The sequence below is a fragment of the Vibrio fluvialis genome (assembly GCF_900460245.1).
Taxonomy (GTDB): domain Bacteria; phylum Pseudomonadota; class Gammaproteobacteria; order Enterobacterales; family Vibrionaceae; genus Vibrio; species Vibrio fluvialis.
On the sequence record NZ_UHIP01000001.1, the window covers coordinates 242,712 to 265,812 of the forward strand.

Consider the following 23,101-nt stretch of genomic DNA (forward strand, 5'->3'; position numbering starts at 1 on the left):
ACTTTCCTTCTCAGTTAGGCCTTATAGCAGGCGTTTGCGCTGACTTGAAGGGGCGATGCCCAAGGATTCGCGGTATTTGGCGATGGTACGTCTTGCCACCTGAATCCCTTGATCAGCGAGTAGAGCCGCAATCTTGCTGTCACTTAATGGTTTGGCTGGGGTTTCCGCAGCGACCAATTTTTTGATCAGTGCTCGAATCGCGGTAGATGAACATTCTCCGCCGTTGTCAGTACTAACATGACTGGAGAAAAAGTACTTCAATTCGAATATGCCACGCGGGGTATGCATGTACTTCTGTGTCGTAACACGAGAAATGGTCGATTCATGCATATCCACGGCAAGCGCGACGTCGTTGAGAACCATCGGCTTCATGGCTTCTTCACCATACTCGAAGAAATCACGCTGATGTTCAACTATGCACTTGGCAACTTTGAGCAAGGTCTCGTTTCGGCTTTCGAGGCTCTTAATTAACCATTTAGCTTCTTGCAGGTTGGTACGGATGTAGTTGCTGTCAGCACTATTTCCGCGCACCAGATCGGCGTATTGTTGGTTAATTTTAAGTTTTGGCACGCTATCCGGATTGATGGTCACAATCCATTTGCCATGCTCTTTAAACACCGACACATCAGGTATGACGTATTCTGCATGCTCTGATGCGATACGGCTGCCTGGTCTTGGGTCCAACTGCTGAATCAGCTGTAGCACTTCGCGCAACTCTTCTTCTTTGAGTTTAGTCTCTTTCAGAATGACTTTGTAATCGCGGTTGCCAAGATAGTCGATGTACTGAGATAGGAGCGTCTTGGCTTCTTCCAGCCAAGGGGTGTCGGATGGGTACGTGGCCAGTTGCAGCAGCAGGCAGTCCTGCAGATTCAGTGAGGCAACGCCCAGCGGGTCGAACTGTTGAATGCGTTTGCGCACCGCTTCGATTTCATCCAGCTCAATCTCTTCACTGTTGAAGTTTTCCAGAATCTCTTCCAGAGATTGAGTGAGGTAACCGTAATCGTCGATGGCGTCGATTAATGCCAGAGCGATGGTGCGGTCGGTATCGCTGAACGGCGTCAAATCCAGTTGCCACAGCAGGTAATCCTGCAGCGTCTGGGTCGTCTCGCCCTGATACACAGGTGCATCGTCATCGAGGGCAATGCCGGTGCTGCCAGTGTTGGCGCTGTACACGTCATCCCAGGTGGTATCAATTTCCAGTTCGGCGCTGATTTCCGATTTTTCGATCAGTTCTGAGCTGTCTTGTGGTTCAGGTTCGGCGATGTCAGCACTGGCGTCTTTCTCCTCACTGGCGGTCGAATGTTCAGCGGCCGAAAACTCTTCCATTGATTCTTCAACATCCAGCAGCGGATTTGATTCCAACGCTTCCTGGATTTCCTGTTGCAGATCCAATGTTGACAGCTGCAATAAGCGAATTGCTTGCTGCAACTGAGGTGTCATGGCTAACTGTTGACCGAGCTTGAGCTGTAATGAGGGTTTCATTCAGTATTAACTGCCTTGTTTTTGTTAGAATTGATCTCAATCTACTCTAATCATAGACGGAATTGTTCACCGAGATAAACCTGTTTCACCTGCTCGTTGTTGAGCACTTCCTGCGGTGTTCCTTCTGCGATTAAGCGTCCCTGACTTACGATATAAGCTTTTTCACACACATCCAAGGTTTCACGAACGTTGTGGTCGGTGATTAACACCCCTAAGCCACGATCACGCAGATGTTCGATGATTTTCTTGATGTCGATAACCGAAATCGGGTCAACCCCGGCAAACGGTTCGTCCAGCAGGATAAACTGTGGGTTGGCGGCCAGTGCTCGCGCGATTTCCACCCGGCGGCGCTCACCACCAGACAGCGCCATACCAGCACTGCTGCGAATGTGCTGAATGTGGAACTCTTCCAGCAAATCTTCCAATTTGTCCTGGCGCTCTTCACGCGTCATTTCTTCGCGTGTTTCCAGCACGGCCATGATGTTATCTTCCACTGACAGCTTACGGAAAATAGAAGCTTCCTGTGGAAGATAACCAATCCCCATGCGTGAACGGCTGTGCATTGGCAGGACACTGATGTCCTTGTCGTCAATGCAGATTTTGCCTTCATCACGGGCGACGAGACCGACAATCATATAGAACGAGGTGGTTTTCCCTGCTCCGTTCGGGCCAAGCAGGCCCACAATCTGGCCGGATTCAACCTGCAGGCTGACGTCCGACACCACTTTACGTTTTTTATAGCTCTTGGCTAAATGTTCTGCTTTGAGTATTGCCATAGGTTACTACTGCTGCGTCGCTTGAGGTTGAAGGACGGTAGACACACGGCCGCTGCCATTGCTGTCGGCAATCAACTTCTGCGAAGAAATTTTGTAGCGGATTTTACTGCCGCGGATTTCACTGTCGTCCTGGGACAACATGGCTTGATCGATCATGGTCAGTTCGTCATCTGCCATTTTGTAATACAGCTCTTTGGCTTCGCCGTACAGCGTTTTACCATCATCGGTCAGCTGCGAGAAGGTCGCCAGATTGCCGTAGCCTTCAATGTCCTGCACTTTGCCGGTTTTCGCGTCACGAATGACGATCAGTTTGTCAGCATTGATGTTGATGCTGCCTTGTTTGAGCTTCACGTCGCCCAGAAAGGTCACGCGGCTGCTTTTCATGTCCAGCTGCTGGCTGTCTGAGTCAATGTACACCGGCTGCTGAGAATCCGACGATAATGCCAGAGCGTGGCCAGAAGCCAGCAACAGTGCCAGAAAACTAAGGTGTGAGAGTTTCATATCTACCTTGTACATGGTTATACAGTACAGCCGAATGATCGCCAAAGTTGCCTTTCATCGCCTGTCCTTGAGTTTCAAACTGAGGACCGAGTAACTCAACGGGGTTGTCTGCCCAAAAATCGCGGTTATCGAGCTGAATGCTCATGCGCGATGTGGTGAGCGTGTCAAAACCGGAGTCTTCAAATAAATTCTTGACCAGTACGTCATCGTACAGCGTCAGCACATGTTCTTTGGTCAGAATGCCACGTTTTGCGGTGATCTCCCACTCTTGCGTGACGCCCTGTTGATACACTTTCAGCACAGGGTATTCAAAAATGGTGTTGCCGCCTTTGGCATAGTGATCCAAATGCTTGGAGGTGATCACATAGCTTTTGATACCTTGCTGATCATACGTGATGTTGTCCAGATTTTTTCCGCTAAACATCGGCAGCTCAAGATTCGGAGCCACCTGAATTGCCGTGCTTTGTTCTTTGTCCAACAGGTAATAGGCAGACCATGATGCAACAAAGAAAAGTATCGCGTAAAGGATACGAGAAAAACTCATATACTCAGGCCTTTGTGTACGTCGAGCTCATTCCGTGCTTGTAAAATTAAATCGCACACTTCGCGTACTGCGCCGTGTCCGCCTTTGATGTGAGTGACGTAATTTGCGCGTTTGGCTAACAGCGGATGACCGTCGGCAACACAAACTTTTAGGGCCACTTTTTCCATTACGGGCCAGTCAATCAGATCATCGCCAATGTAGCCCGTGTGTTGTGGCTCAATGGCAAGACGCTGACAAATATCGTGATACGCTTTCACTTTGTCATCCTGACCCTGATAGATCAGTTTAATGCCCAGTGCTTTCATACGATTTTCAACGATTTGAGATTTTCGGCCGGTAATAATAGCGATCTCAATGCCAGCGTTCATTAACGATTTTACGCCATATCCGTCACGGGTATGAAACGTTTTCAACTCTTCACCCTGATTGCCCATGTAAATCAGGCCGTCAGAAAACACGCCATCCACATCGCAGATCAGCAGTTTAATCTCTTTGGCAATCGCCAGCAGAGCAGCATCCACGTCGCCATACAAGGTTTCGATAGTTTGACTCATCACATGACCCCGGCTTTGAGTAAATCGTGCATATTCAGCGCGCCGACCAGCTTACCGTCTTCTACCAGCATCAAACCGTTGATGCGTTTGTCCTGCATCAGATTAAGGCCTTCGACGGCAAGCAGGTTCGGAGAGGCTACGGTCGGGTTACGGGTCATCACTTCGCTGATGGTCGCTGTGTGAATATCAATGCGTTTGTCCAGAATCCGGCGCAGGTCACCGTCGGTAAAAATACCAATCATGTGATCATTACCTTCCACTACAGCGGTCATCCCCAGCCCTTTCTGGCTGATTTCCAGCAGTGCGTCACGTACCAGTGCGGTGGGCTGGACTTTCGGCAGTGCTTCACCCGAGTGCATGATGTCTTGTAGCTTCATCAGCAGCTTACGCCCTAAAGCGCCCCCCGGATGAGACAAGGCAAAATCTTCGGCGGTGAAACCGCGCGCCTGAAGCAGCGCCACAGCCAGTGCATCACCCATCACCAGTGTTGCGGTTGTGCTGGATGTCGGCGCCAGACCCAGTGGACAGGCTTCTTTAGGGACGGTGATTTGCAAGTGAATGTCAGCCAGCTTGGCCATATTCGATTGCGGGTTGCCCGTCATGCTGATGATGCGATTGTTCAGACGCTTGAGGACCGGGAACAACGCCAGAATTTCGGATGATTCGCCGGAGTTGGAGATGGCCAGCACAATATCGCCGCTCTCAATCATGCCGAGATCGCCGTGTGACGCTTCGCCCGGATGAACAAAGAATGCCGATGTGCCGGTACTGGCCAGCGTGGCAGCAATTTTTTTACCGATATGGCCAGACTTACCAATCCCCATCACAACTACTTTACCGCTGTTATTGGCCAGGATCATTTCGCAGGCACGGCAGAAGTCGTCATTAAAGTATTGGTCGAGTTGTTGCAGACCTTCGATCTCCGTTGCCAACACCTGCTGAGCAACACTGCGGTAGTCAAAGTGATCAGACATCCTAAACTCCAGTTAAGCAGCCATATTCATAAACAGGTAAACCTGATACGCAAGAAACGCCGCAAACAGGATTGCTCCTTCGATGCGGTTAATACTGCGAGATTTACCCAATGCCATCAGAACCAGCAGTAATGAGACTGCCAGCATCACCCAGAAATCACGTCCCATAGCATGTGAGCTGAGAACCGACGGATTCAGGATCCCCGGCAGTCCCATGACTGCCAGAATGTTAAATACGTTGGAGCCGATGATGTTACCTACGGCCATGTCATCTTCGCCTTTGAGAACGCCTGCCAATGAGGCGGCCAGTTCTGGCAGGCTGGTACCGATCGCGATGATCGTCAAGCCAATCACCAGATCGCTCATACCGAAATATTTAGCGATAATGACGGAGTTGTCGACTAGTAAACTGGCTGCAAGTGGCAGCAGGATCAGACCGATCGCGACCCACATGACGGCTTTCCAGTTGCTGACACCTTCCGGGATCTCCGATTCGTGTTCTTCCAGCAGCGTATCGCCATTTTTCTGTTCACTGCGGCTGATTTTCAGCATCGCCAGAATAAAAGCGGCAAACAGGACGAACAGCAGAATGCCTTCGTAAAAACCAAGATGGTTATCCCACAACAGTGCGCCCGCCAGTAATGTGACGGCAATCATCAGTGGAAGTTCACGGCGAATAACAGTGGAACTAATAGAAAGTGGCTTAATCAAAGCGGTTATGCCAAGAATTAATGCGATATTGGCAATGTTAGAACCGAGTACGTTACCCACGGCGGTATCGGTTTTACCATCGAGAGCGGCGGTTGCCGACACCATCATCTCAGGAGCGGATGAGCCCATGGCCAGAATCGTCATGCCGATGACTAAAGGAGAAATGCCGATGTTGCGCGCTAAGGCTGCGGATCCAAAGACCAGTTTATCGGCACTCCAGACCAGAAGAACGAGACCTACAATAAGAAACGCAACGGCTTCAAGCATGACAATTCCTAACTTTATGAAAAATTAAATGAGTAACCGCCAATTTTGACTTGTTGGTCATTAAAAGGGAAGCCGAAGATACAATTTATTGTCTCGTTTTTACTGTTCATCACCGCTGCCACAGAGCGGACTTGTCCGGTTGCTTGGTGTGCTTTAATTCAAGCGCTTGATGAGTTTATCAACAAAAGATTCGTATCAACTGAAAATCGTTCTTAAATTCAGTTTGAACACGAAATGTAATTGAACGGTGCTTTTAATTTTTGGGCAATGTGCTTATGATTGCCCATTCCTTGGATGGAAATCCCACAATAGCGAATCGCGAGTATGTCCGAAACCGATCTAGTGACCATAAACAATCTGACGTTTTCCCGTGCTGAGCGAGTGATTTTTGATGATATCAGCCTGCATGTTCCCAAAGGGAAAGTGACCGCCATTATGGGGCCTTCCGGGATTGGTAAAACCACACTGTTGCGCTTAATCGGCGGACAGTTACTGCCGGAACATGGCGATATCTGGTTCGATGGCCAGAACATTCCCACTCTGACTCGCAGTAAACTCTATAAAGCCCGCAAAAAAATGAGCATGTTGTTCCAGTCCGGCGCACTGTTCACCGATCTTAATGTCTTTGATAACGTCGCGTTTCCGTTGCGTGAGCACACGGAACTCGACGAATCCCTGATTCGAACTCTGGTGCTGTTAAAACTCGAAGCGGTTGGTTTGCGCGGTGCGGCGCAGTTGATGCCAAGTGAACTCTCCGGTGGGATGGCACGTCGGGCTGCTTTGGCGCGAGCGATCGCGCTCGACCCGGAGCTGATCATGTTTGATGAGCCCTTTGTCGGCCAAGACCCGATCACCATGGGTGTGCTGGTTGAGCTGATTCGTAACCTCAATCAGGCGCTTGGCGTAACTTCTGTGGTGGTATCGCATGATGTACCGGAAGTGATGAGCATTGCCGACTGGGTTTATCTGCTGGCCGACGGCAAAGTGATTGCCTTTGGCACGCCACAAGATCTGGTCAATAACAGCGATCCGCGTGTGCAGCAGTTTTTACAAGGCGAAGCCGACGGTCCGGTGCCTTTCCGGTTTCCGGCTCAGCCGATAGAAAAGGATCTTTTCCATGTTGGATAATCTGCAGCGCTGGATCGGCGGAGTCGGACGACGCTTCTTTGCAATGTGCGAATCGTTTGGCCGTGCCAGCCTGATGCTGTTTGGTGCGCTGGCCGGGCGTCCGCGTCCGATTCAGAATTTACCTTTATTAGTGAAACAACTTTACAGCGTCGGCGTTCAGTCGCTGGCGATTATTGTCGTTTCCGGTCTGTTTATCGGCATGGTGCTCAGTCTGCAAGGCTACGTGATTCTGGTCGATTACGGCGCGGAAACCAGCTTGGGTCAGATGGTCGCTCTCTCCTTACTGCGTGAACTCGGCCCGGTGGTGACCGCACTGCTGTTTGCCGGACGTGCAGGCTCTGCTCTGACGGCGGAAATCGGCCTAATGAAAGCGACCGAGCAATTATCCAGCCTGGAAATGATGGCGGTTGATCCGCTTAAGCGTGTCATTGCGCCGCGTTTGTGGGCTGGCTTGATTTCGATGCCGCTCTTGGCGATGATTTTTATGGCGGTCGGTATCTGGGGCGGTCAGTTGGTCGGCGTTGACTGGAAAGGGATTGATCACGGCAGCTTCTGGTCTGCGATGCAGGCATCGGTCGAGCTGGGTGAAGATATTGGCAACAGTGTGATTAAGTGTGTGGCGTTTGCCATCACCGTCACCTGGATTGCTCTGTTTAATGGCTATGATGCGATTCCAACCTCTGAAGGCATCAGCCGTGCGACAACACGAACCGTTGTGCATTCGTCCTTAGCCGTGTTGGGGCTGGACTTTGTACTTACCGCATTGATGTTTGGGAACTAATCATGCAACAAACACGAAAACTAGAATTTTGGGTAGGCAGTTTTGTGCTGGCAGGAATTTGCGCAATTCTGGTGATGATTTTTCAAGTCGCTGACGTGAAAGGGCTGGGCTCCAACGATACTTACTCGGTAAAAGCGGAGTTTGATAACATCGGTAGTCTGAAAGTACGTTCACCAGTCAAAGTCGGTGGCGTAGTGGTGGGACGGGTCGAATCGATTTCGCTGGACAAAGAGCGTCTGATCCCGTCCGTAACTTTGGCGATTGACAGTCGTTACAACCAGTTTCCGGAAAACTCCAGTGTGCAGATCCTGACGTCTGGCCTGATCGGTGAACAGTACATCAGCTTGATCCCGGGCTTTGTGTTTGAGGATGAAGGCATGCTGAAAGACGGTGACCGTATTGAGGACACCAAATCGGCGCTGGTACTGGAAGATTTGATTGGTCAGGTGCTGTACAGCGTCGGCGGTTCAGACAAAGACAACAAGAAGAGTGAGTAATCATGCTGAGTAAAACTAAGTGGCTGAAACAATACGTTATTCTTCTGGTGAGTGCGTTGCTGACCTGGACGGCAAATGCCGCGCAGGAGATTGATCAGACCGATCCGTATCTGATGATGAAACAGGTGGCGCAAAAGTCGTTTGATCGTCTCAAAGCTGAGCAGGCTCTGGTGCATAAAGATCCGGAACATCTGAAGGTGATCGTTGAACAAGAGCTGATGCCTTACGTCAACGATCAGTATGCGGCGCTGAAATTGCTGGGTCCAAACCTGAAGGGAGCGAAGCGTGAAGATGTGGCGAGGTTCATCACCGCATTTCGTGCTTATCTGGTCACCAGTTACGCTCAGGTACTGACTCAGTACAGTGATCAGACGATTGAATTCGGTCCGGAACAGGCGGTGGGCGATGATCGCCGTATCACCAGCGTGAAAGTCGACATCGTCGATACTCCGCGTCCGAATATCAAACTGGAATTCAAATTGCGTAAAGAGAAATCCGGTGAATGGCGTGCGTTCGACATGATTGCTGAAGGTATCAGCCTGTTGTCGAGCAAACAGTCGGAGTGGAATGGCAAGATTCGTCAGGAGGGTATTCTGGCGGTGGCCAAAGAGCTTGACGATTTGTCAGCACAACCGATTCGCTTTGAGAGTAAAACCCAATGAGCCATCCACAATGGCAACAGCTAAACCCTGAACAGGCGGAGCTGAGCGGAGCGTTAGACCGCGACACCGTGCCTGGGTTGTGGACAGTTTTGCAACAATGGCAGCCGCAAGGTGCGCATTGTGAGCTTTCCCTGAAATCGGTGACACGTATCGATTCTGCGGGGATGGTGATGTTAATTCACTTATTAGAGCATGCAAAAAAGCAAAACTGTCATATAATGCTGAGTTTTGTGCCAGAGCAACTGCGCACACTGTTTCAGTTGAGTAACATTGACGCAATGATGTCTCGACACATTAAACAACCAGCAGGGGTGAATTGTGGATAGCGCACAAGTACAACAGATATTAGAACAAGCACTCAATCTTCAAGAGATTCACGTCAAAGGTGAAGGCAGTCACTACGAAGTGATTGCTGTTGATGCCGTTTTTGAAGGCATGAGCCGTGTGAAGAAACAGCAGCTGATCTACGCTCCTCTGATGGAGTACATTCAGCGCAATGATATTCATGCTGTGTCAATCAAAGCGTTCACGCCTAGCGAGTGGGCTCGCGATAAAAAGTTGATGTCGCTATAAGGTTTGTGAATGGATAAGTTTCGAGTTATTGGGTCCAATAAACCGCTGCAAGGCGAAGTGACCATCTCTGGTGCAAAAAATGCTGCACTGCCAATTTTATTTGCTTCTATCCTGGCGTCTGAGCCAGTAGAAGTTGCTAACGTTCCTCACTTACGTGACATTGACACCACCATGGAGCTGCTTAAGCGTCTGGGTGCCAAAGTTGAACGTAACGGTTCTGTCCACGTCGATCCAAGTCAAATTGATCAATACTGCGCACCGTACGATTTGGTGAAAACCATGCGCGCATCAATTTGGGCTCTGGGTCCGCTGGTGGCTCGTTTTGGTCACGGTCAGGTGTCACTGCCCGGTGGCTGTGCGATCGGTGCTCGTCCGGTGGATTTGCATATTCACGGTCTGGAGCAACTGGGTGCTACCATCGCTCTGGAAGACGGTTACGTGAAAGCGACCGTTGATGGCCGCCTGAAAGGCGCGCACATCGTCATGGACAAAGTCAGTGTCGGCGCCACCATTACCATCATGTGTGCTGCAACACTGGCAGATGGTAAAACCGTACTGGATAACGCAGCGCGTGAACCAGAAATCGTTGATACGGCGATGTTCCTGAACAAGCTGGGCGCGAAGATTAGCGGTGCCGGTACTGATACTATCACCATCGAAGGCGTTGAGCGTCTGGGTGGCGGTAAACATTCAGTGGTGGCAGACCGTATCGAAACGGGTACGTTTCTGGTGGCGGCCGCGGTGTCACACGGCAAAGTGGTGTGTCGCAACACCAACGCCAAACTGCTGGAAGCCGTTCTGGCTAAGCTGGAAGACGCGGGCGCACTGATTGAAACGGGTGAAGACTGGATCAGCCTTGATATGACGGGGCGCGATCTCAAAGCCGTCTCTATTCGTACCGCGCCACACCCAGGTTTCCCAACCGACATGCAGGCTCAGTTTACCCTGCTGAACATGATGGCCAAAGGTGGTGGTGTGATTACTGAAACCATCTTTGAAAACCGTTTCATGCATGTGCCAGAGCTGATGCGTATGGGCGCAAAAGCAGAAATTGAAGGCAACACGGTGATCTGTGGTGATGTGGATTCTCTGAGCGGTGCTCAGGTGATGGCCACTGACCTGCGTGCATCGGCGAGTCTGGTGATCGCGGGTTGTATTGCCAAAGGCGAAACCATCGTTGATCGTATCTACCACATCGACCGTGGTTACGAGAAGATCGAAGACAAGCTGTCGGCTCTGGGCGCAAATATTGAGCGTTTCCGCGAGTCGAGTTAAACTGCCGACTTATCAATGGGCCGAAATCCAAGGGTTTCGGCTTTTTTATTCTAGCTCCTTTGGAGAATCTGGATGATTGCTTTACTCCGTATTCTTGCGGTGGCGTTGTTTGCTGTCGTGATGTTTGTGTTCGGTTGTGGTTACTGCCTGCTTAGCCCGCGTAACCCGAAGCACGTATTTACCTTTGGTCGCATGTTTGGTGCGATGTCCAAAGTGTTTGGCATTAAGCTGGAATTGCGTATTCCGGATGATGCTTACAATCGTGGCCAGGCGATTTACATTGCCAACCACCAGAACAACTGGGATTTGTTTACCGTCTCTTCCGCGGTGACCCCAAAAGTGGTGACCGTCGGCAAAAAGAGCCTGGCGTGGATGCCGCTGTTTGGCCAGCTTTACTGGCTGACTGGTAACATTCTGATTGACCGCGCGAACAAAACCAAAGCCAAAGGCACCATCGACCAAGTGGTCGATAGCATGAAAAACAGCGACGTGTCGGTGTGGATGTTCCCGGAAGGTACCCGCTCACGCGGCCGTGGTCTGCTGCCGTTTAAAGCTGGTGCGTTTCACGCTGCGCTAGGGGCAGGCGTGCCTATCATTCCGATTGTATGCAGTTCGACGGATAAACTGCGCCTCAACCGCTGGAACAACGGCCACATCATTGTTGAAATGCTCCCGCCAGTGAGCACAGAAGGCATGGGTAAAGAGCATGTGCGTGAGCTGTCGCAGCGTTGTTATCACGACATGAAAGCTAAACTGCAAGAACTGGATGACGAAGTGGCGATGCGCAATGCTAAGAAAGCGACGTCTAACTGATTTCAGTCCAATAAAAAAAGGTTGCTCAATGAGCAACCTTTTTTGTTTTCATTACCTTACTTGCGTACGGCAATGGCTTCAATTTCGATACCCACATCTTTTGGCAGACGAGCTACTTCCACGCAAGAGCGTGCAGGGTAGTGAGCGACTTGGTGCTCATCAAAGAATTTGCCGTACACTTCGTTTACGGTGCCGAAGTCGTTCAGATCTTTAACGAACACGGTCATTTTCACGATGTCGCCGACAGTCAGACCAGAGGCCTCAACCACGGCTTTGACGTTGTCCAGAGACTGGCGTGCTTGTGCCGCGATGTCTGCTGGTACTTCACCCGTCGCTGGGTTTACTGGGATCTGGCCTGAAGTCAGAACCATGTTGCCAAGATCAACGCCTTGAATGTAAGGGCCAATAGCTGCAGGTGCAGAGTCTGTATGCAGAACTTTTGTCATGCTTGTTATTCCATTGGTTAAGCAAAAAAACGAGCGGTCAGTGTGCCTGTTCTTGGCGGCGAGGTAAAGAGCCGACCATGGATTTCACCCGGTCGGCCTCATGGCTTACGCTTCGCGTTCGGTCACGATTTCGCGTGAGAACACTTTCTCGCAGTACTTACATTTCAGGCGAATATCGTTGGCCTTTTCAAAAATGCGGAAGCTGCTTTCCACCGGCTCGTTGTGCGAAATACAGTTGCTGTTCGGGCAGGCAAACACATTGTTGATGCGCTCAGGCAGTTCCAGTGCCAGTTTCTTCACCACCTCGTAGTTTTCAATCTGGTTCACGGTGGCGTGCGGTGCGTACAGCGCCAGCTTATTGGCTTGCTCTTCACTGATGAACACGTTCTCGATTTTCAGCAAATCTTTATGACCCAGCGCCGATGAAGGCAGGTTGAGGCCAATCGTCACACGCTGGTTGGAATTGTGCATATCAAACAGCTTCAGCACTTTTACGCCCACTTTCGCTGGAATGTGGTCAATCACTGTGCCGTTTTTAATCGCTTCAACTTGCAGTTTGGTTTCTTTACTCATGGCAGACTCCGATTACAGTGATTCGTTCAGAACAAGGGCAAGCAGGGCTTCACGCGCGTACACGCCGTTTTCTGCCTGTTGGAAGAAGTAGGCGTGCGGTGTTTTGTCGACATCGGTCGTGATCTCATCGACACGTGGCAGCGGGTGCAGCACTTTCATGTTCGGACGGGCATTGTCCAGCATTGCCGCGGTCAGTACGTACGCCGACTTGATGTGGGCGTATTCGGATTCGTCGAAACGCTCCTTCTGCACGCGAGTCATGTACAGTATGTCCAGTTCCGGAATCACGCTTTCCATGTCGGCGTGCAGGCTGTATTCGACGCCCGCTTCGTCCAGCTCTTCACAGATGTAGTCTGGCATCGCCAGTGCTTCCGGTGCGACGAAGAAAAAGCGGTTATTGTTGAATTTCGCCAGAGCCTGAGCCAGAGAATGCACTGTGCGGCCATATTTCAGGTCACCGACGAACGCAACATTCAGGTTGTCGAGACGGCCCTGAGTTTCAAATAGCGTGAAAAGATCCAGCAGCGTTTGGCTTGGGTGTTGGTTGGAACCGTCACCGGCGTTGATGACTGGCACACCATTGGAGAATTCAGACGCCAGACGCGCCGCACCTTCCTGCGGGTGACGCATCACGAAGGCATCCACGTAAGAGGAAATCACCTGCACTGAATCCGCCAGTGTTTCGCCTTTTTTGGCCAGAGAAGTGTTTCCGCCGTTATCAAAACCAATCACGCTGCCACCGATACGCTGAATCGCCGTCTCGAACGACAAACGAGTACGGGTCGATGGTTCAAAGAAACAGCTCGCGACGACTTTGTGTTTGATCAGTTCCGGATTAGGCTGAGCTTTAAGCTGGCCCGCGGTGTTTACAATCAGTTCCAGTTCTTCACGTGAAAGCTCAGAAATGGAGATGATGTGCTTTTGATAAAGCGAATTCGCCATGATCTTCGTCCCTATAAATGTGTAGCAATACCCGGCTTTTAGCCATAAAAAAGCCCCCCGATCTGGGAGGCTTTAAAAATCAATAGAGGGGGCAAATACGACGCCCTGTAAGCATGCTCGCTTACCGAATGTGTAATGTGTTACCTGGACTTGTTTCACCGGCTACCCCTCAGACAAATTGCTCGGCATTATACGCCTAAGTGGTGTGAGCGCAAGCGATTAACTCACAATCTTCGGCATCCTGATCACTGTCGCTTTGTTCGCGCCTTTCACTCGCCGGAATCACCTATTGAGCCTTCGGGTTGAATCAGGAACCCAGCGTCGCGACCATGACAGCTTTGATGGTGTGCATGCGGTTTTCGGCTTCGTCAAACACGATGGAGTAGTCGGATTCAAACACTTCTTCCGTCACTTCCAGCCCTTTCATGCCGTATTTTTCGGCGACTTGTTTACCGATGGTGGTTTCATCGTTGTGGAACGCAGGCAGACAGTGCATGAATTTGACGTGCGGATTGCCGGTCGCTTCGATGGTGTGCATGTTGACCTGATACGGTTTCATCATTGCAACGCGTTCATCCCATGCATCGGCAGCTTCACCCATTGAAACCCACACATCAGTGTAGAGGAAATCACACCCTTTGACGCCTTCGGCGACATGTTCAGTCAGAGTAATGCGGGCTCCGGTTTGCTCGGCAATCTGCTGGCAGGTTTGCACCAACTCGGCGTTTGGCCAGAACGCTTTTGGTGCAACCAGACGGATATCCATGCCCATTTTCGCGGCGCCCACCATCAGCGAGTTGCCCATGTTATTACGTGCATCGCCGAGGTAAGCAAAGCTGATTTCGTGCAGCGCTTTACCGCGACCGTGTTCTTGCATGGTCAGAAAGTCGGCCAGAATTTGCGTCGGGTGGAATTCATCGGTCAAACCGTTCCAGACGGGAACACCAGCGAACTGGCCGAGTTCTTCAACGATTTCCTGGCCAAAGCCACGATACTGAATACCATCGTACATGCGGCCGAGCACGCGCGCGGTGTCTTTCATCGACTCTTTGTGGCCGATTTGCGAGCCCGACGGGCCGAGGTAACTCACCTGAGCGCCCTGATCAAATGCCGCCACTTCAAAAGCACAGCGGGTTCGAGTAGAGGACTTTTCAAAGATGAGCGCGATGTTTTTACCCGTCAGGGTTTTCTGCTCGGTACCCGCGTATTTTGCGCGTTTCAGGTCGGCAGAAAGGTCCAGCAGAAACTGAATTTCTTTCGGCGTGAAATCGAGCAGTTTGAGAAAATTGCGGTGACGTAAATTGAAAGCCATATCTCAGTCCTTAGCTGTAACAATTGAGTACGGCTAGTAAAACATACAAATGCTATAAAGGTGAATAATTATTTTAAATAAAGTGGCGAGATATAGATAATATCTCGCCAAATGTGATTATAAATTCTCTTCGGCGAATTCAGCCAGACGGCTGCGGACGACACCGTTGAGGTGGATGTTGGCGCTGCCTTCGAAGTTTTTGAAGCGCTCAACCATGTAGGTCAAACCGGAGGTCACCGGGGTCAGGTAAGGGGAGTCAATTTGCGCCAGGTTGCCCGAGCAGACGATCTTGGTGCCTTCGCCGCAACGGGTAATGATGGTTTTGATTTGCGAAGCGGTGAGGTTCTGACACTCATCCAGCAGCACAAATGCATCCTGAATAGACCGGCCGCGCATAAAGTTGATGGATTTGAACTGAATGTTGGCTTTGTCGACGATGTATTTCAGCGACCCTTCAGTGCAGTGATCGTTCTTATGCAGTGCTTCCAGCGTATCGGTAACGGCTGCCAGCCAAGGCATCATTTTCTCTTCCTCGGTGCCGGGCAGGAAACCAATCGATTCGCCGATATCCGGCGTGTTACGCGTGACGATGATCTTGTCGAACATCTTTTTCTCAACGGTCTGCTCAAGTGCAGCCGCCATGGCCAGCAGCGTTTTACCACTACCGGCAGCGCCAGTCAGAATCACCAGATCGATGTCTGGGTCGAGCAGGGCATCGAGCGCCATGCCCTGATAGATATTTTTCGGTGTAATGTCCCATGCTTTGCGGTGCAGCATGCGTTCACGACTTAAATCGAGCAGAGTGATTTTGTCTTCGGTGATGGTTTCAACCCGCGCAGCGAAGTCACTCTCTTCGTCCAGTACGTATTGATTGATGTAGGTGGGTTCAAACTGCTCTCGATCCAGTTTGTGGAAGGTTTTGCCGCCGAGTGAGTAGCTGTCGACGCTGTCCACTTTGTCCCAGAAATTCCCCGGGCGGGTCTGAAAACCTTTGGTCAGATACTGCACGTCGTCGATCAGTTGGTCGGTACGATAATCTTCAACAAAACGCACGCCAGCGCCTTTGGCGCGCAAACGCATGTTGATGTCTTTAGTGATCAGCACCACCGAGCGTGGCGCACGTTTGTTCTGCAGATGCAGAACCGCGTTGAGGATACGGTTGTCGCCCTCTTTGTCAGTAAACGCTTTAACGCTTTCGTGGACATCGTAATCGGCGAGAATGGAGATGGTGCCGGTCGCACTGCCGTGTTTGGTAAACGGAATCCCTTCTGAAATCTCATCTGGAGTCGCGTCGTGGAACATATTCTCTAAGGCACGAATTGCCACACGGGCATCGCGCGCAACATCGCGCTTGCTGTCTTTGATTCGGTCGAGTTCTTCGAGGACGGTCATGGGAATGACCACGTCATGTTCTTGGAAGGAGTAGATGGCTAGAGGTTCATGAAGCAGGATATTGGTATCCAGTACAAACAGTTTCCGATCGGTATCGCCCATAAGCGTCTCCTTGCTACGTAGTAGCTTGCTTTGCAAAGGATGTTTGCCACAGTACTTACAAGGATCGTACGCTTGGGTCAGGCATTCGATCACTTGTCGATTGGTGCAAACCCGTGTTGATACTCTCTGTTTGAACTTGCAGACTTTGTGCCAAGGTTTTCACCTCAGCTCGTCGCGCCTTCACCTTGAGTATAGCAACGCTGTTCTTTACAAATGCCACTGGTTTCTTACAGTTTGATGTCAGTTAGATCTTGACGAAAAAAAGCAGGGAATGGGCGTGACCTGCATCACGCCATCAAGTAAGATTAGCGACCTTTTTCTGCACCACTCTTTCAGAACTATCATAATTAGACTCTCCCTTCTTGTGGTCGCAGGTCACTATAAATTCCAATCCAAATTGATGAGGTAGTCGATTCATGACTTTTGCTTTGGGGCAACGCTGGATAAGCGATACGGAAAGCGATTTAGGTTTAGGTACTGTGGTAGCCATGGATACCCGTACTGTGACACTGATGTTTGCTGCATCCGAAGAAAACCGCGTGTACGCACGTAACGATGCCCCGGTAACCCGTGTGACGTTTAATGTCGGCGACGTGATTGACTGCCAGGAAGGCTGGTCGCTGCAAGTGGAACAGGTGGTGGAAGAGAACGGCCTGTTCACCTATCTGGGTACGCGTGAGGACACCGAAGAATCGGGTGTCGCGCTGCGCGAGATTTTCCTCAGCAACCAAATTCGCTTTAACAAACCGCAGGACAAACTGTTTGCCGGTCAGATTGATCGTATGGACAACTTTGTGCTGCGCTACCGTGCGCTGTCTAACCAGTACCAGCAACACAAGAGCCCGATGCGTGGCCTGTGTGGCATGCGTGCTGGCCTGATCCCGCATCAGCTGTTTATTGCCCATGAAGTGGGCCGTCGTCATGCACCGCGTGTGCTTCTCGCCGACGAAGTGGGTCTGGGTAAAACCATCGAAGCGGGCATGATCATTCACCAGCAGGTGCTGTCTGGCCGCGCGGAACGTATTCTGATCGTGGTACCAGAAACGCTGCAACATCAGTGGCTGGTGGAAATGCTGCGCCGTTTCAACCTGCATTTCTCCGTGTTTGACGAAGAGCGCTGCGTGGAAGCGTTCGCTGAAGCGGACAACCCATTTGAAACTCAGCAGTTTGTCCTGTGTTCGCTCGACTTCCTGCGTAAGAGCCGTCAGCGTTTTGAACAGGCACTGGAGGCGGAATGGGATCTGCTGGTGGTCGATGAAGCGCACCACCTGGAGTGGAGTCAGGATAAACCGAGCCGTGAATATCAGGTGATTGAAGCGCTGGCTGAGCGCACGCCGGGCGTTCTGCTGCTGACCGCAACGCCAGAGCAATTGGGCCGCGAAAGCCACTTTGCTCGTCTGCGTCTGCTCGATGCAGACCGTTTCTACGACTACGAAGCGTTCGTGCAGGAAGAAGCGCAATACGAGCCGGTGGCGGATGCGGTGAGTGCGCTGTTTTCCGGTCAGACGCTGCCAAATGACGCCAAAAACCAAATTACCGAGCTGCTGTCGGAGCAGGATGTGGAACCGCTGTTCCGCGTGCTGGAAAGCCAGGCAGATGAAGAAGAGAAAGCATCGGCACGTCAGGAGCTGATTGATAACCTGATGGATCGTCACGGTACCGGACGTGTACTGTTCCGTAACACCCGCGCGGCAATCAAGGGCTTCCCGGTGCGCAATGTGCATCTGATGGAGATGGAGATCCCGCAGCAATACACCACCTCGATGCGTGTGGCTGGCATGATTGGCGGTAAGCTCAGTCCGGAAGCTCGTGCGATGAAAATGCTCTATCCGGAAGAAATCTTCCAAGAGTTCGAGGGCGATGATGCCAGCTGGTGGCAGTTTGACTCACGCGTTAACTGGCTGCTTGAAAAAGTCAAAGCCAAACGCAGTGACAAGATCCTGGTGATCGCATCACGCGCCAGTACCGCGCTGCAACTGGAACAAGCACTGCGTGAGCGTGAAGGTATCCGCGCGACGGTATTCCACGAAGGCATGTCGATTCTGGAGCGTGATAAAGCGGCGGCGTACTTTGCCCAAGAAGAGGGCGGCGCACAGGTGCTGATCTGTAGTGAAATCGGTTCTGAAGGTCGTAACTTCCAGTTTGCCAGCCAACTGGTGATGTTTGATTTACCGTTCAACCCAGACCTGCTGGAGCAGCGTATCGGTCGTCTGGATCGTATCGGCCAAAAGAACGACATTGATATTCATGTGCCCTACCTCAAAGGCACCTCACAGGCGATTCTGGCGCGCTGGTACCAGGAAGGTCTCAATGCGTTTGCCGAAACCTGTCCGACAGGCCGCGCGGTGTACGATGAGTTTGCCGAGCGCCTGATCCCGATTCTGGCTTCCGGCGATGACAGCGAGCTGGATGCGATCATCGATGAATCGGCCAAGATGAACAAAACGCTCAAAGCTCAGTTGGAGCAAGGGCGAGATCGACTGCTGGAAATGCACTCCAACGGTGGCGACAAAGCGCAGCAGATTGCCAAGCAAATTGCCGCGACCGATGGCGACACCAATCTGGTGACGTTTGCGCTGAGCCTGTTTGATACCATCGGCCTTAATCAGGAAGACCGTGGTGAGAACGCGTTGGTGGTGACGCCGTCTGAACACATGATGGTGCCGAGCTACCCGGGTCTGCCGTATGAAGGTGCGACCATCACATTTGACCGCGATACCGCGCTGTCGCGTGAAGATATGCACTTCATCAGTTGGGAACATCCGATGGTTCAAGGCGGTATTGATCTGTTGATGAGCGAAGGCGTGGGCGTTTCGGCGGTTTCTCTGCTGAAAAACAAAGCGCTGCCAGTGGGCACCATTTTGCTTGAACTGGTTTATCTGGTGGATGCACAGGCACCAAAACGCACTGGCATCAGCCGCTTCCTGCCACAAACGCCAATCCGTATGTTGATGGACGCGCGTGGCAATGATTTGTCGGCACAGGTGGAGTTTGAAGCGTTCAACCGCCAGCTCAGCCCGGTGAACCGTCATCTGGCCAGCAAGCTGGTGAGCTCAGTGCAGAACGACGTTCATCGTCTGATCACGGCCAGTGAAGTTCCCGTGATGGAGCAGGTTACCGCGATTCGCGAGCAGGCGCAGAAAGAGATGCACCAGATCCTCAACGGTGAACTGGAACGTTTGCAGGCGCTTAAAGCGGTCAACCCGAACATTCGTGATGAAGAGATTGAGGTGCTGGAGCAGCAGATTCAGGAGCTGACCGGCTACATCGCACAGGCACAGTATCAGCTTGATTCATTGCGTCTGATTGTAGTGGCACACAACTAAGTTCCCCGAAATGTAAAAAGGCCTTCCAGTGGAAGGCCTTTTTTATGTCTGTAAAATGGCGGGATTACATCAACCATTTCCACCAGATGAACAGCGCCAGGAAACCAAACAAGTAAATCAGGCCGAGAATCGACAGCGCTTTGAGTTTCGGTCCCACCTTCAGCTCGTCCGGCAGCTCGGTACGTGTCACCAGAACGTAGTTCAGCAGCGCAAATACTGGCGTGGTCATGAAGGCCATGATCATGGCAAAGTTCAGCATGGGCATCAGAGCAGACGCAAAGAACACAATGATGGCCAGTGATGCAGCCGATACCAGAATCATCCAGCCTTGCAGCACTTTCGGACTCTGTTCTTTCTGCTCTTTCAGCAGACGCTGTGATTCGGCAATCACGCGTGAGTAGCCATCAATCACCGTAATAGTACTACCGAAGATACAGAAGAAGGCAATCACAGCAATCAGGTAGCGTGACCATTCACCGATAGTGGAGGCGTACAGACCGACTAACTGATGCGAGAAACCCACGCCGGATTTTGACAGCTCTACACCAGTGCCGTGCAGCACCAAAGCGCCCAACGCAAGAAAAACAATCGCCAGAATCGCAGTGCCGATGTAACCGACGTTGAAGTCGAACAGGGCAGACTGCGCAGTCACACGTTGCTGGCGACACTGACTTTTCAACCATACTGACGTCAGCGACGAGATCTCAATCGGCGCAGGCATCCAGCCCATGGTCACCACCAAAAAGCCGATTGCGGCCAGCGTCCATGGTGATGGGCCTTCTGTCGTTACCGTGACGGGGGCCGGGTTCGCTGCGGCAATCACGACCGCCAATAGCGTGGCGATGGTCAATACCGCCATGATCACTTTAGACAGCGTATCCAGTGCGCGGTAATGGCCGGCAAACAGAATGATCAGACAGGTGGCAAGCACGATGCCGCACAGCACAGGCATAGAAAGCTCAAACGGAATGAAGTAACTCAGCAGACTGGCACTGAACATCAGCAGTGCAGCCGTGTTAACGATGCCTGAGAACACCGCCAGTACCGTGAAGATCCACAGGTAAGGTTTGCCCATTTTGGCGTAGCCTTCGACCAAACTGTCACCGGTGCCCATGGTGTACTGTACGCCTGCTTTGAAGAACGGGTATTTAAACAGGTTAACCAGCAGGATCAGGACCGCGAGTTGCCAGCCATAAATAGCACCCGCTTTGGTTGATGCCACCAGATGAGAACCGCCAACGGCTGCGGCTGCCATCATGATGCCAGGACCTAGTGAGCGAAGTAGTTGTGATAATGAGAGCCGTTGTTCGGATGGATAAGGGACGGCGTTTTCCATTCTTGTTCCTTATGAATTGTTATGTTGTGTTTGATTGTATTTATGATTCGCCTTGTCCTGCTTGGGATTGGGCTGATTTTATTGTCAATACCCTCCATGAATATCACACTGATTATTAGTGTCAATTTATAGTTACAACTTCAACGAAACTTTTTATTCACCGAGTGCGCATGCAAGGAAAAGCGACGACCAAGACTGCGTTCGCATAGGTAAAACGTACCCATTGTGGTGGTATTCATGCATTGGGGAGTGGAGCGCCACTCACTGAGGTTTGGGGATAAAAGGTTTGGGTATATAATGCGCCGATTTTTGTAGATGAGCGTTTTCGCGAGAGACTTTTATGGCAATGACCGAGTACCACCCACCAACGGATCCGTGGATTGATGTGGTCTTTGAGGATGACTACATTCTGGCGGTGAACAAGCCGTCCGGTTTACTTTCCGTTCCGGGCCGCCTGGCTGAACACCACGACAGTATGTGGAGTCGCCTGCAGGAACAATACCCGGAGATTCAGGTGGTGCATCGTCTTGATATGTCGACGTCAGGCCTGATGCTGTTTGCCAAAGATAAGTACATGGAAGCGGCGCTCAAGAAGCAGTTTCAGTACCGTCTGACGCATAAAATTTATTATGCCCGTGTGTGGGGTGTGTTAGAGCAGGATGAAGGTAATATTGATCTGCCGCTCATTTGTGATTGGCCAAATCGTCCCAAACAGATGGTTTGTCATGAAACTGGGAAACCATCGCAGACATTGTTTCAGGTCGTCAAGCGTGAAGCGCAAACCACAGTGGTTCGTCTGTTGCCGATAACCGGACGTTCACATCAGTTGCGAGTGCACATGCAGGCACTGGGGCATCCGATTGTTGGTGATGAGTTCTACGCGCCGCAAGAAGCGATCGATTTTACTGATCGACTGGAGTTGCATGCCGCAGAGCTGAGCTTTTATCATCCTCGTAGTCATTGGCTACGCTCTATCTTTGTTCCTTGTGACTTCTATCCCGAAGCGCAGGAAGAGATATTGCAGCATTTCGATCCTGAGCGAAAATTGCCGGATTATAAAAAACTACCCCGTCCTTAATCGATTATCTTTCATTGATGACAGTGGGTAGGCAAAGGAGAAGTTATGTCTTTACCCACTGTTGTATTCCTCGATCGCGCGACGATTCCCCGTCATATTCATGTGCCCGCACCGACGTTTTCCCATCGTTGGCAAGAATTCGATTTCACCTTGCCGGAACAGGTGGTTGAACGCCTGCAAGACGCGGAAATCGTGATCACCAATAAAGTGGTACTCACCGCAGAAATGCTGGCGCAACTGCCCAAGCTGCGTCTGATCGCGGTGTCGGCGACAGGCGTCAACAACGTGGATATCGACTATTGCCGCGTCAACCATATCGCGGTGTGTAACATACAAGGCTACGCGACCCAATCCGTGCCGGAGCATGTGGTCGCGATGATGTTTGCCTTGCGGCGTAATCTGATGGGTTACCATCACGATATCGCCGCCGGTGAGTGGCAGCGTAATAAGCAGTTTTGTTTCTTTACTCATCCGATTGGCGATATCGCAGGCAGCACGCTGGGCGTGGTGGGCGGTGGCGCATTGGGGCAAGCGACCGCAACCCTCGCCCAAGCGCTGGGTATGACAGTGTTGTTTGCGGAACACAAAGGCGCTGAGCATTGCCGTGACGGTTACACCCGGTTTGAACAGGTTCTGCAACAGGCGGATGTCTTGACCCTGCATTGTCCGCTGACGGAAACGACACGTAATCTGATTGCCGAAGCGGAGTTTGCGCAGATGAAACCAAACGCGCTGCTGATCAATGCCGGGCGCGGTGGGCTGGTGGATGAAGTGGCACTGGTGGATGCGTTGAAGAGACGTCAGATTGCCGGAGCGGGCGTTGATGTGTTTACTCAGGAGCCGGCGGATATCAGCAATCCGCTGATTGCGAACATGGATTTACCTAATCTGCTACTGACGCCGCATGTGGCGTGGGGCAGTGACTCTGCGATTCAGAAACTGGCCAACATTCTGATTGATAATATTCAGGCATTTGTCGAAGGTCGCCAGCAAAATCGTATTGTGTGACCGGCGCTCGAAAACTTCAGGTAACAAAAAAGGCAGCGAATTCGCTGC

Annotated in this window: 24 protein-coding genes; 11 read left to right on the plus strand and 13 right to left on the minus strand. The window is 51.3% G+C overall.

Annotated features, from left to right (window positions below; all coding sequences use genetic code 11):
• Positions 1–21 precede the first annotated feature (21 nt).
• From DYA43_RS01190 to DYA43_RS01220, 7 genes are read right to left on the minus strand one after another with little or no spacing between them, the layout of a single operon-like run.
• Positions 22–1,482 (minus strand): RNA polymerase factor sigma-54, encoded by a 1,461-nt coding sequence (locus tag DYA43_RS01190; RefSeq protein WP_020329529.1) that lies wholly within the window; start codon positions 1,480–1,482, stop codon positions 22–24.
• Between the two features lie 50 nt (positions 1,483–1,532).
• On the minus strand, positions 1,533–2,258 hold the full coding sequence (gene lptB / locus DYA43_RS01195) for an LPS export ABC transporter ATP-binding protein (protein ID WP_020329530.1): 726 nt from the start codon (positions 2,256–2,258) through the stop codon (positions 1,533–1,535).
• 6 nt (positions 2,259–2,264) lie between these two features.
• Positions 2,265–2,759, minus strand: coding sequence for a lipopolysaccharide transport periplasmic protein LptA (gene lptA / locus DYA43_RS01200; RefSeq protein WP_020329531.1), 495 nt, complete (start codon positions 2,757–2,759; stop codon positions 2,265–2,267).
• Positions 2,740–3,303, minus strand: a complete 564-nt coding sequence (gene lptC / locus DYA43_RS01205; protein ID WP_020429055.1) for an LPS export ABC transporter periplasmic protein LptC — start codon at positions 3,301–3,303, stop codon at positions 2,740–2,742. The genes lptA and lptC overlap by 20 nt, the downstream gene beginning before the upstream one ends.
• Entirely contained in the window at positions 3,300–3,857 is a 558-nt protein-coding gene (gene kdsC, locus DYA43_RS01210; protein WP_020429053.1) for a 3-deoxy-manno-octulosonate-8-phosphatase KdsC, read from the minus strand. The genes lptC and kdsC overlap by 4 nt, the downstream gene beginning before the upstream one ends.
• Entirely contained in the window at positions 3,857–4,831 is a 975-nt protein-coding gene (gene kdsD / locus DYA43_RS01215) for an arabinose-5-phosphate isomerase KdsD (protein ID WP_020429052.1), read from the minus strand. The genes kdsC and kdsD overlap by 1 nt, the downstream gene beginning before the upstream one ends.
• 12 nt (positions 4,832–4,843) lie before the next feature.
• Positions 4,844–5,809, minus strand: a complete 966-nt coding sequence (locus DYA43_RS01220) for a calcium/sodium antiporter (RefSeq protein WP_020329535.1) — start codon at positions 5,807–5,809, stop codon at positions 4,844–4,846.
• 324 nt (positions 5,810–6,133) lie between these two features.
• Between DYA43_RS01220 and mlaF the strand changes: the two genes are divergently transcribed.
• From mlaF to DYA43_RS01260, 8 genes are all read left to right on the plus strand, one after another.
• On the plus strand, positions 6,134–6,937 hold the full coding sequence (gene mlaF / locus DYA43_RS01225) for a phospholipid ABC transporter ATP-binding protein MlaF (RefSeq protein ID WP_020429047.1): 804 nt from the start codon (positions 6,134–6,136) through the stop codon (positions 6,935–6,937).
• Positions 6,927–7,718: a lipid asymmetry maintenance ABC transporter permease subunit MlaE gene (gene mlaE / locus DYA43_RS01230; protein ID WP_020329537.1), complete on the plus strand. Its 792-nt coding sequence runs from the start codon at positions 6,927–6,929 to the stop codon at positions 7,716–7,718. Before mlaF ends, mlaE begins: the two co-directional genes overlap by 11 nt.
• 2 nt (positions 7,719–7,720) lie before the next feature.
• Positions 7,721–8,215: an outer membrane lipid asymmetry maintenance protein MlaD gene (gene mlaD / locus DYA43_RS01235; protein WP_020329538.1), complete on the plus strand. Its 495-nt coding sequence runs from the start codon at positions 7,721–7,723 to the stop codon at positions 8,213–8,215.
• Between the two features lie 2 nt (positions 8,216–8,217).
• Positions 8,218–8,877: an MlaC/ttg2D family ABC transporter substrate-binding protein gene (locus DYA43_RS01240; protein WP_061057179.1), complete on the plus strand. Its 660-nt coding sequence runs from the start codon at positions 8,218–8,220 to the stop codon at positions 8,875–8,877.
• Positions 8,874–9,203 (plus strand): STAS domain-containing protein, encoded by a 330-nt coding sequence (locus DYA43_RS01245; protein WP_020329540.1) that lies wholly within the window; start codon positions 8,874–8,876, stop codon positions 9,201–9,203. Before DYA43_RS01240 ends, DYA43_RS01245 begins: the two co-directional genes overlap by 4 nt.
• The gene (gene ibaG / locus DYA43_RS01250) at positions 9,196–9,450 is read left to right on the plus strand and encodes a BolA family iron metabolism protein IbaG (RefSeq protein WP_020329541.1); all 255 of its coding nucleotides are present in this window, start codon (positions 9,196–9,198) and stop codon (positions 9,448–9,450) included. Before DYA43_RS01245 ends, ibaG begins: the two co-directional genes overlap by 8 nt.
• Positions 9,451–9,459: 9 nt before the next feature.
• Positions 9,460–10,725, plus strand: coding sequence for a UDP-N-acetylglucosamine 1-carboxyvinyltransferase (gene murA, locus DYA43_RS01255; RefSeq protein WP_020329542.1), 1,266 nt, complete (start codon positions 9,460–9,462; stop codon positions 10,723–10,725).
• Positions 10,726–10,797: 72 nt separating this feature from the next.
• Positions 10,798–11,538, plus strand: a complete 741-nt coding sequence (locus tag DYA43_RS01260; protein WP_020329543.1) for a 1-acylglycerol-3-phosphate O-acyltransferase — start codon at positions 10,798–10,800, stop codon at positions 11,536–11,538.
• Between the two features lie 56 nt (positions 11,539–11,594).
• Here the strand turns inward: DYA43_RS01260 and DYA43_RS01265 are convergent, their stop codons facing one another.
• From DYA43_RS01265 to DYA43_RS01285, 5 genes are all read right to left on the minus strand, one after another.
• A complete protein-coding gene (locus tag DYA43_RS01265; RefSeq protein WP_020329544.1) occupies positions 11,595–11,984 on the minus strand; it encodes a RidA family protein in 390 nt (129 codons plus the stop codon).
• Positions 11,985–12,089: 105 nt separating this feature from the next.
• Entirely contained in the window at positions 12,090–12,557 is a 468-nt protein-coding gene (gene pyrI, locus DYA43_RS01270; protein ID WP_020329545.1) for an aspartate carbamoyltransferase regulatory subunit, read from the minus strand.
• A 12-nt stretch (positions 12,558–12,569) separates the two neighbouring features.
• Complete coding sequence (gene pyrB / locus DYA43_RS01275; RefSeq protein ID WP_020329546.1) at positions 12,570–13,499, minus strand: aspartate carbamoyltransferase; 930 nt, start codon at positions 13,497–13,499, stop codon at positions 12,570–12,572.
• Positions 13,500–13,806: 307 nt separating this feature from the next.
• Positions 13,807–14,811 carry an ornithine carbamoyltransferase gene (locus tag DYA43_RS01280; RefSeq protein ID WP_061056112.1) on the minus strand — a complete coding sequence of 335 codons (1,005 nt, stop codon included), beginning with the start codon at positions 14,809–14,811 and terminating at the stop codon, positions 13,807–13,809.
• Between the two features lie 117 nt (positions 14,812–14,928).
• Positions 14,929–16,305, minus strand: a complete 1,377-nt coding sequence (locus tag DYA43_RS01285) for a PhoH family protein (RefSeq protein WP_061056113.1) — start codon at positions 16,303–16,305, stop codon at positions 14,929–14,931.
• A gap of 416 nt (positions 16,306–16,721) precedes the next feature.
• Between DYA43_RS01285 and rapA the strand changes: the two genes are divergently transcribed.
• Positions 16,722–19,631, plus strand: coding sequence for an RNA polymerase-associated protein RapA (gene rapA / locus DYA43_RS01295; RefSeq protein ID WP_061056114.1), 2,910 nt, complete (start codon positions 16,722–16,724; stop codon positions 19,629–19,631).
• Positions 19,632–19,695: 64 nt separating this feature from the next.
• On the opposite strand, the gene DYA43_RS01300 is transcribed toward rapA, so the two are convergent.
• Positions 19,696–20,967 (minus strand): Nramp family divalent metal transporter, encoded by a 1,272-nt coding sequence (locus DYA43_RS01300; RefSeq protein WP_020429043.1) that lies wholly within the window; start codon positions 20,965–20,967, stop codon positions 19,696–19,698.
• Positions 20,968–21,307: 340 nt separating this feature from the next.
• Here DYA43_RS01300 and DYA43_RS01305 point away from each other — a divergent pair, with 340 nt between their 5' ends.
• A complete protein-coding gene (locus tag DYA43_RS01305; protein ID WP_061056115.1) occupies positions 21,308–22,045 on the plus strand; it encodes a pseudouridine synthase in 738 nt (245 codons plus the stop codon).
• Between the two features lie 45 nt (positions 22,046–22,090).
• Complete coding sequence (locus DYA43_RS01310; RefSeq protein ID WP_061056116.1) at positions 22,091–23,053, plus strand: D-2-hydroxyacid dehydrogenase; 963 nt, start codon at positions 22,091–22,093, stop codon at positions 23,051–23,053.
• Positions 23,054–23,101 lie beyond the last annotated feature (48 nt).

What these genes read in the sequence shown, in the direction of transcription:
- DYA43_RS01240 (WP_061057179.1), top strand. Translation starts at nt 8,218, where the DNA reads ATGCTGAGTAAAACTAAGTGGCTGAAACAATACGTTATTCTTCTGGTG.
- rapA (WP_061056114.1), top strand. Translation starts at nt 16,722, where the DNA reads ATGACTTTTGCTTTGGGGCAACGCTGGATAAGCGATACGGAAAGCGAT.
- pyrI (WP_020329545.1), bottom strand. Translation starts at nt 12,557, where the DNA reads ATGAGTAAAGAAACCAAACTGCAAGTTGAAGCGATTAAAAACGGCACA.
- lptB (WP_020329530.1), bottom strand. Translation starts at nt 2,258, where the DNA reads ATGGCAATACTCAAAGCAGAACATTTAGCCAAGAGCTATAAAAAACGT.
- kdsD (WP_020429052.1), bottom strand. Translation starts at nt 4,831, where the DNA reads ATGTCTGATCACTTTGACTACCGCAGTGTTGCTCAGCAGGTGTTGGCA.
- mlaD (WP_020329538.1), top strand. Translation starts at nt 7,721, where the DNA reads ATGCAACAAACACGAAAACTAGAATTTTGGGTAGGCAGTTTTGTGCTG.
- DYA43_RS01245 (WP_020329540.1), top strand. Translation starts at nt 8,874, where the DNA reads ATGAGCCATCCACAATGGCAACAGCTAAACCCTGAACAGGCGGAGCTG.
- pyrB (WP_020329546.1), bottom strand. Translation starts at nt 13,499, where the DNA reads ATGGCGAATTCGCTTTATCAAAAGCACATCATCTCCATTTCTGAGCTT.
- DYA43_RS01305 (WP_061056115.1), top strand. Translation starts at nt 21,308, where the DNA reads ATGGCAATGACCGAGTACCACCCACCAACGGATCCGTGGATTGATGTG.
- murA (WP_020329542.1), top strand. Translation starts at nt 9,460, where the DNA reads ATGGATAAGTTTCGAGTTATTGGGTCCAATAAACCGCTGCAAGGCGAA.
- kdsC (WP_020429053.1), bottom strand. Translation starts at nt 3,857, where the DNA reads ATGAGTCAAACTATCGAAACCTTGTATGGCGACGTGGATGCTGCTCTG.
- DYA43_RS01285 (WP_061056113.1), bottom strand. Translation starts at nt 16,305, where the DNA reads ATGGGCGATACCGATCGGAAACTGTTTGTACTGGATACCAATATCCTG.
- DYA43_RS01260 (WP_020329543.1), top strand. Translation starts at nt 10,798, where the DNA reads ATGATTGCTTTACTCCGTATTCTTGCGGTGGCGTTGTTTGCTGTCGTG.
- DYA43_RS01280 (WP_061056112.1), bottom strand. Translation starts at nt 14,811, where the DNA reads ATGGCTTTCAATTTACGTCACCGCAATTTTCTCAAACTGCTCGATTTC.
- mlaE (WP_020329537.1), top strand. Translation starts at nt 6,927, where the DNA reads ATGTTGGATAATCTGCAGCGCTGGATCGGCGGAGTCGGACGACGCTTC.
- DYA43_RS01310 (WP_061056116.1), top strand. Translation starts at nt 22,091, where the DNA reads ATGTCTTTACCCACTGTTGTATTCCTCGATCGCGCGACGATTCCCCGT.
- DYA43_RS01300 (WP_020429043.1), bottom strand. Translation starts at nt 20,967, where the DNA reads ATGGAAAACGCCGTCCCTTATCCATCCGAACAACGGCTCTCATTATCA.
- mlaF (WP_020429047.1), top strand. Translation starts at nt 6,134, where the DNA reads ATGTCCGAAACCGATCTAGTGACCATAAACAATCTGACGTTTTCCCGT.
- DYA43_RS01190 (WP_020329529.1), bottom strand. Translation starts at nt 1,482, where the DNA reads ATGAAACCCTCATTACAGCTCAAGCTCGGTCAACAGTTAGCCATGACA.
- DYA43_RS01220 (WP_020329535.1), bottom strand. Translation starts at nt 5,809, where the DNA reads ATGCTTGAAGCCGTTGCGTTTCTTATTGTAGGTCTCGTTCTTCTGGTC.
- lptA (WP_020329531.1), bottom strand. Translation starts at nt 2,759, where the DNA reads ATGAAACTCTCACACCTTAGTTTTCTGGCACTGTTGCTGGCTTCTGGC.
- lptC (WP_020429055.1), bottom strand. Translation starts at nt 3,303, where the DNA reads ATGAGTTTTTCTCGTATCCTTTACGCGATACTTTTCTTTGTTGCATCA.
- DYA43_RS01265 (WP_020329544.1), bottom strand. Translation starts at nt 11,984, where the DNA reads ATGACAAAAGTTCTGCATACAGACTCTGCACCTGCAGCTATTGGCCCT.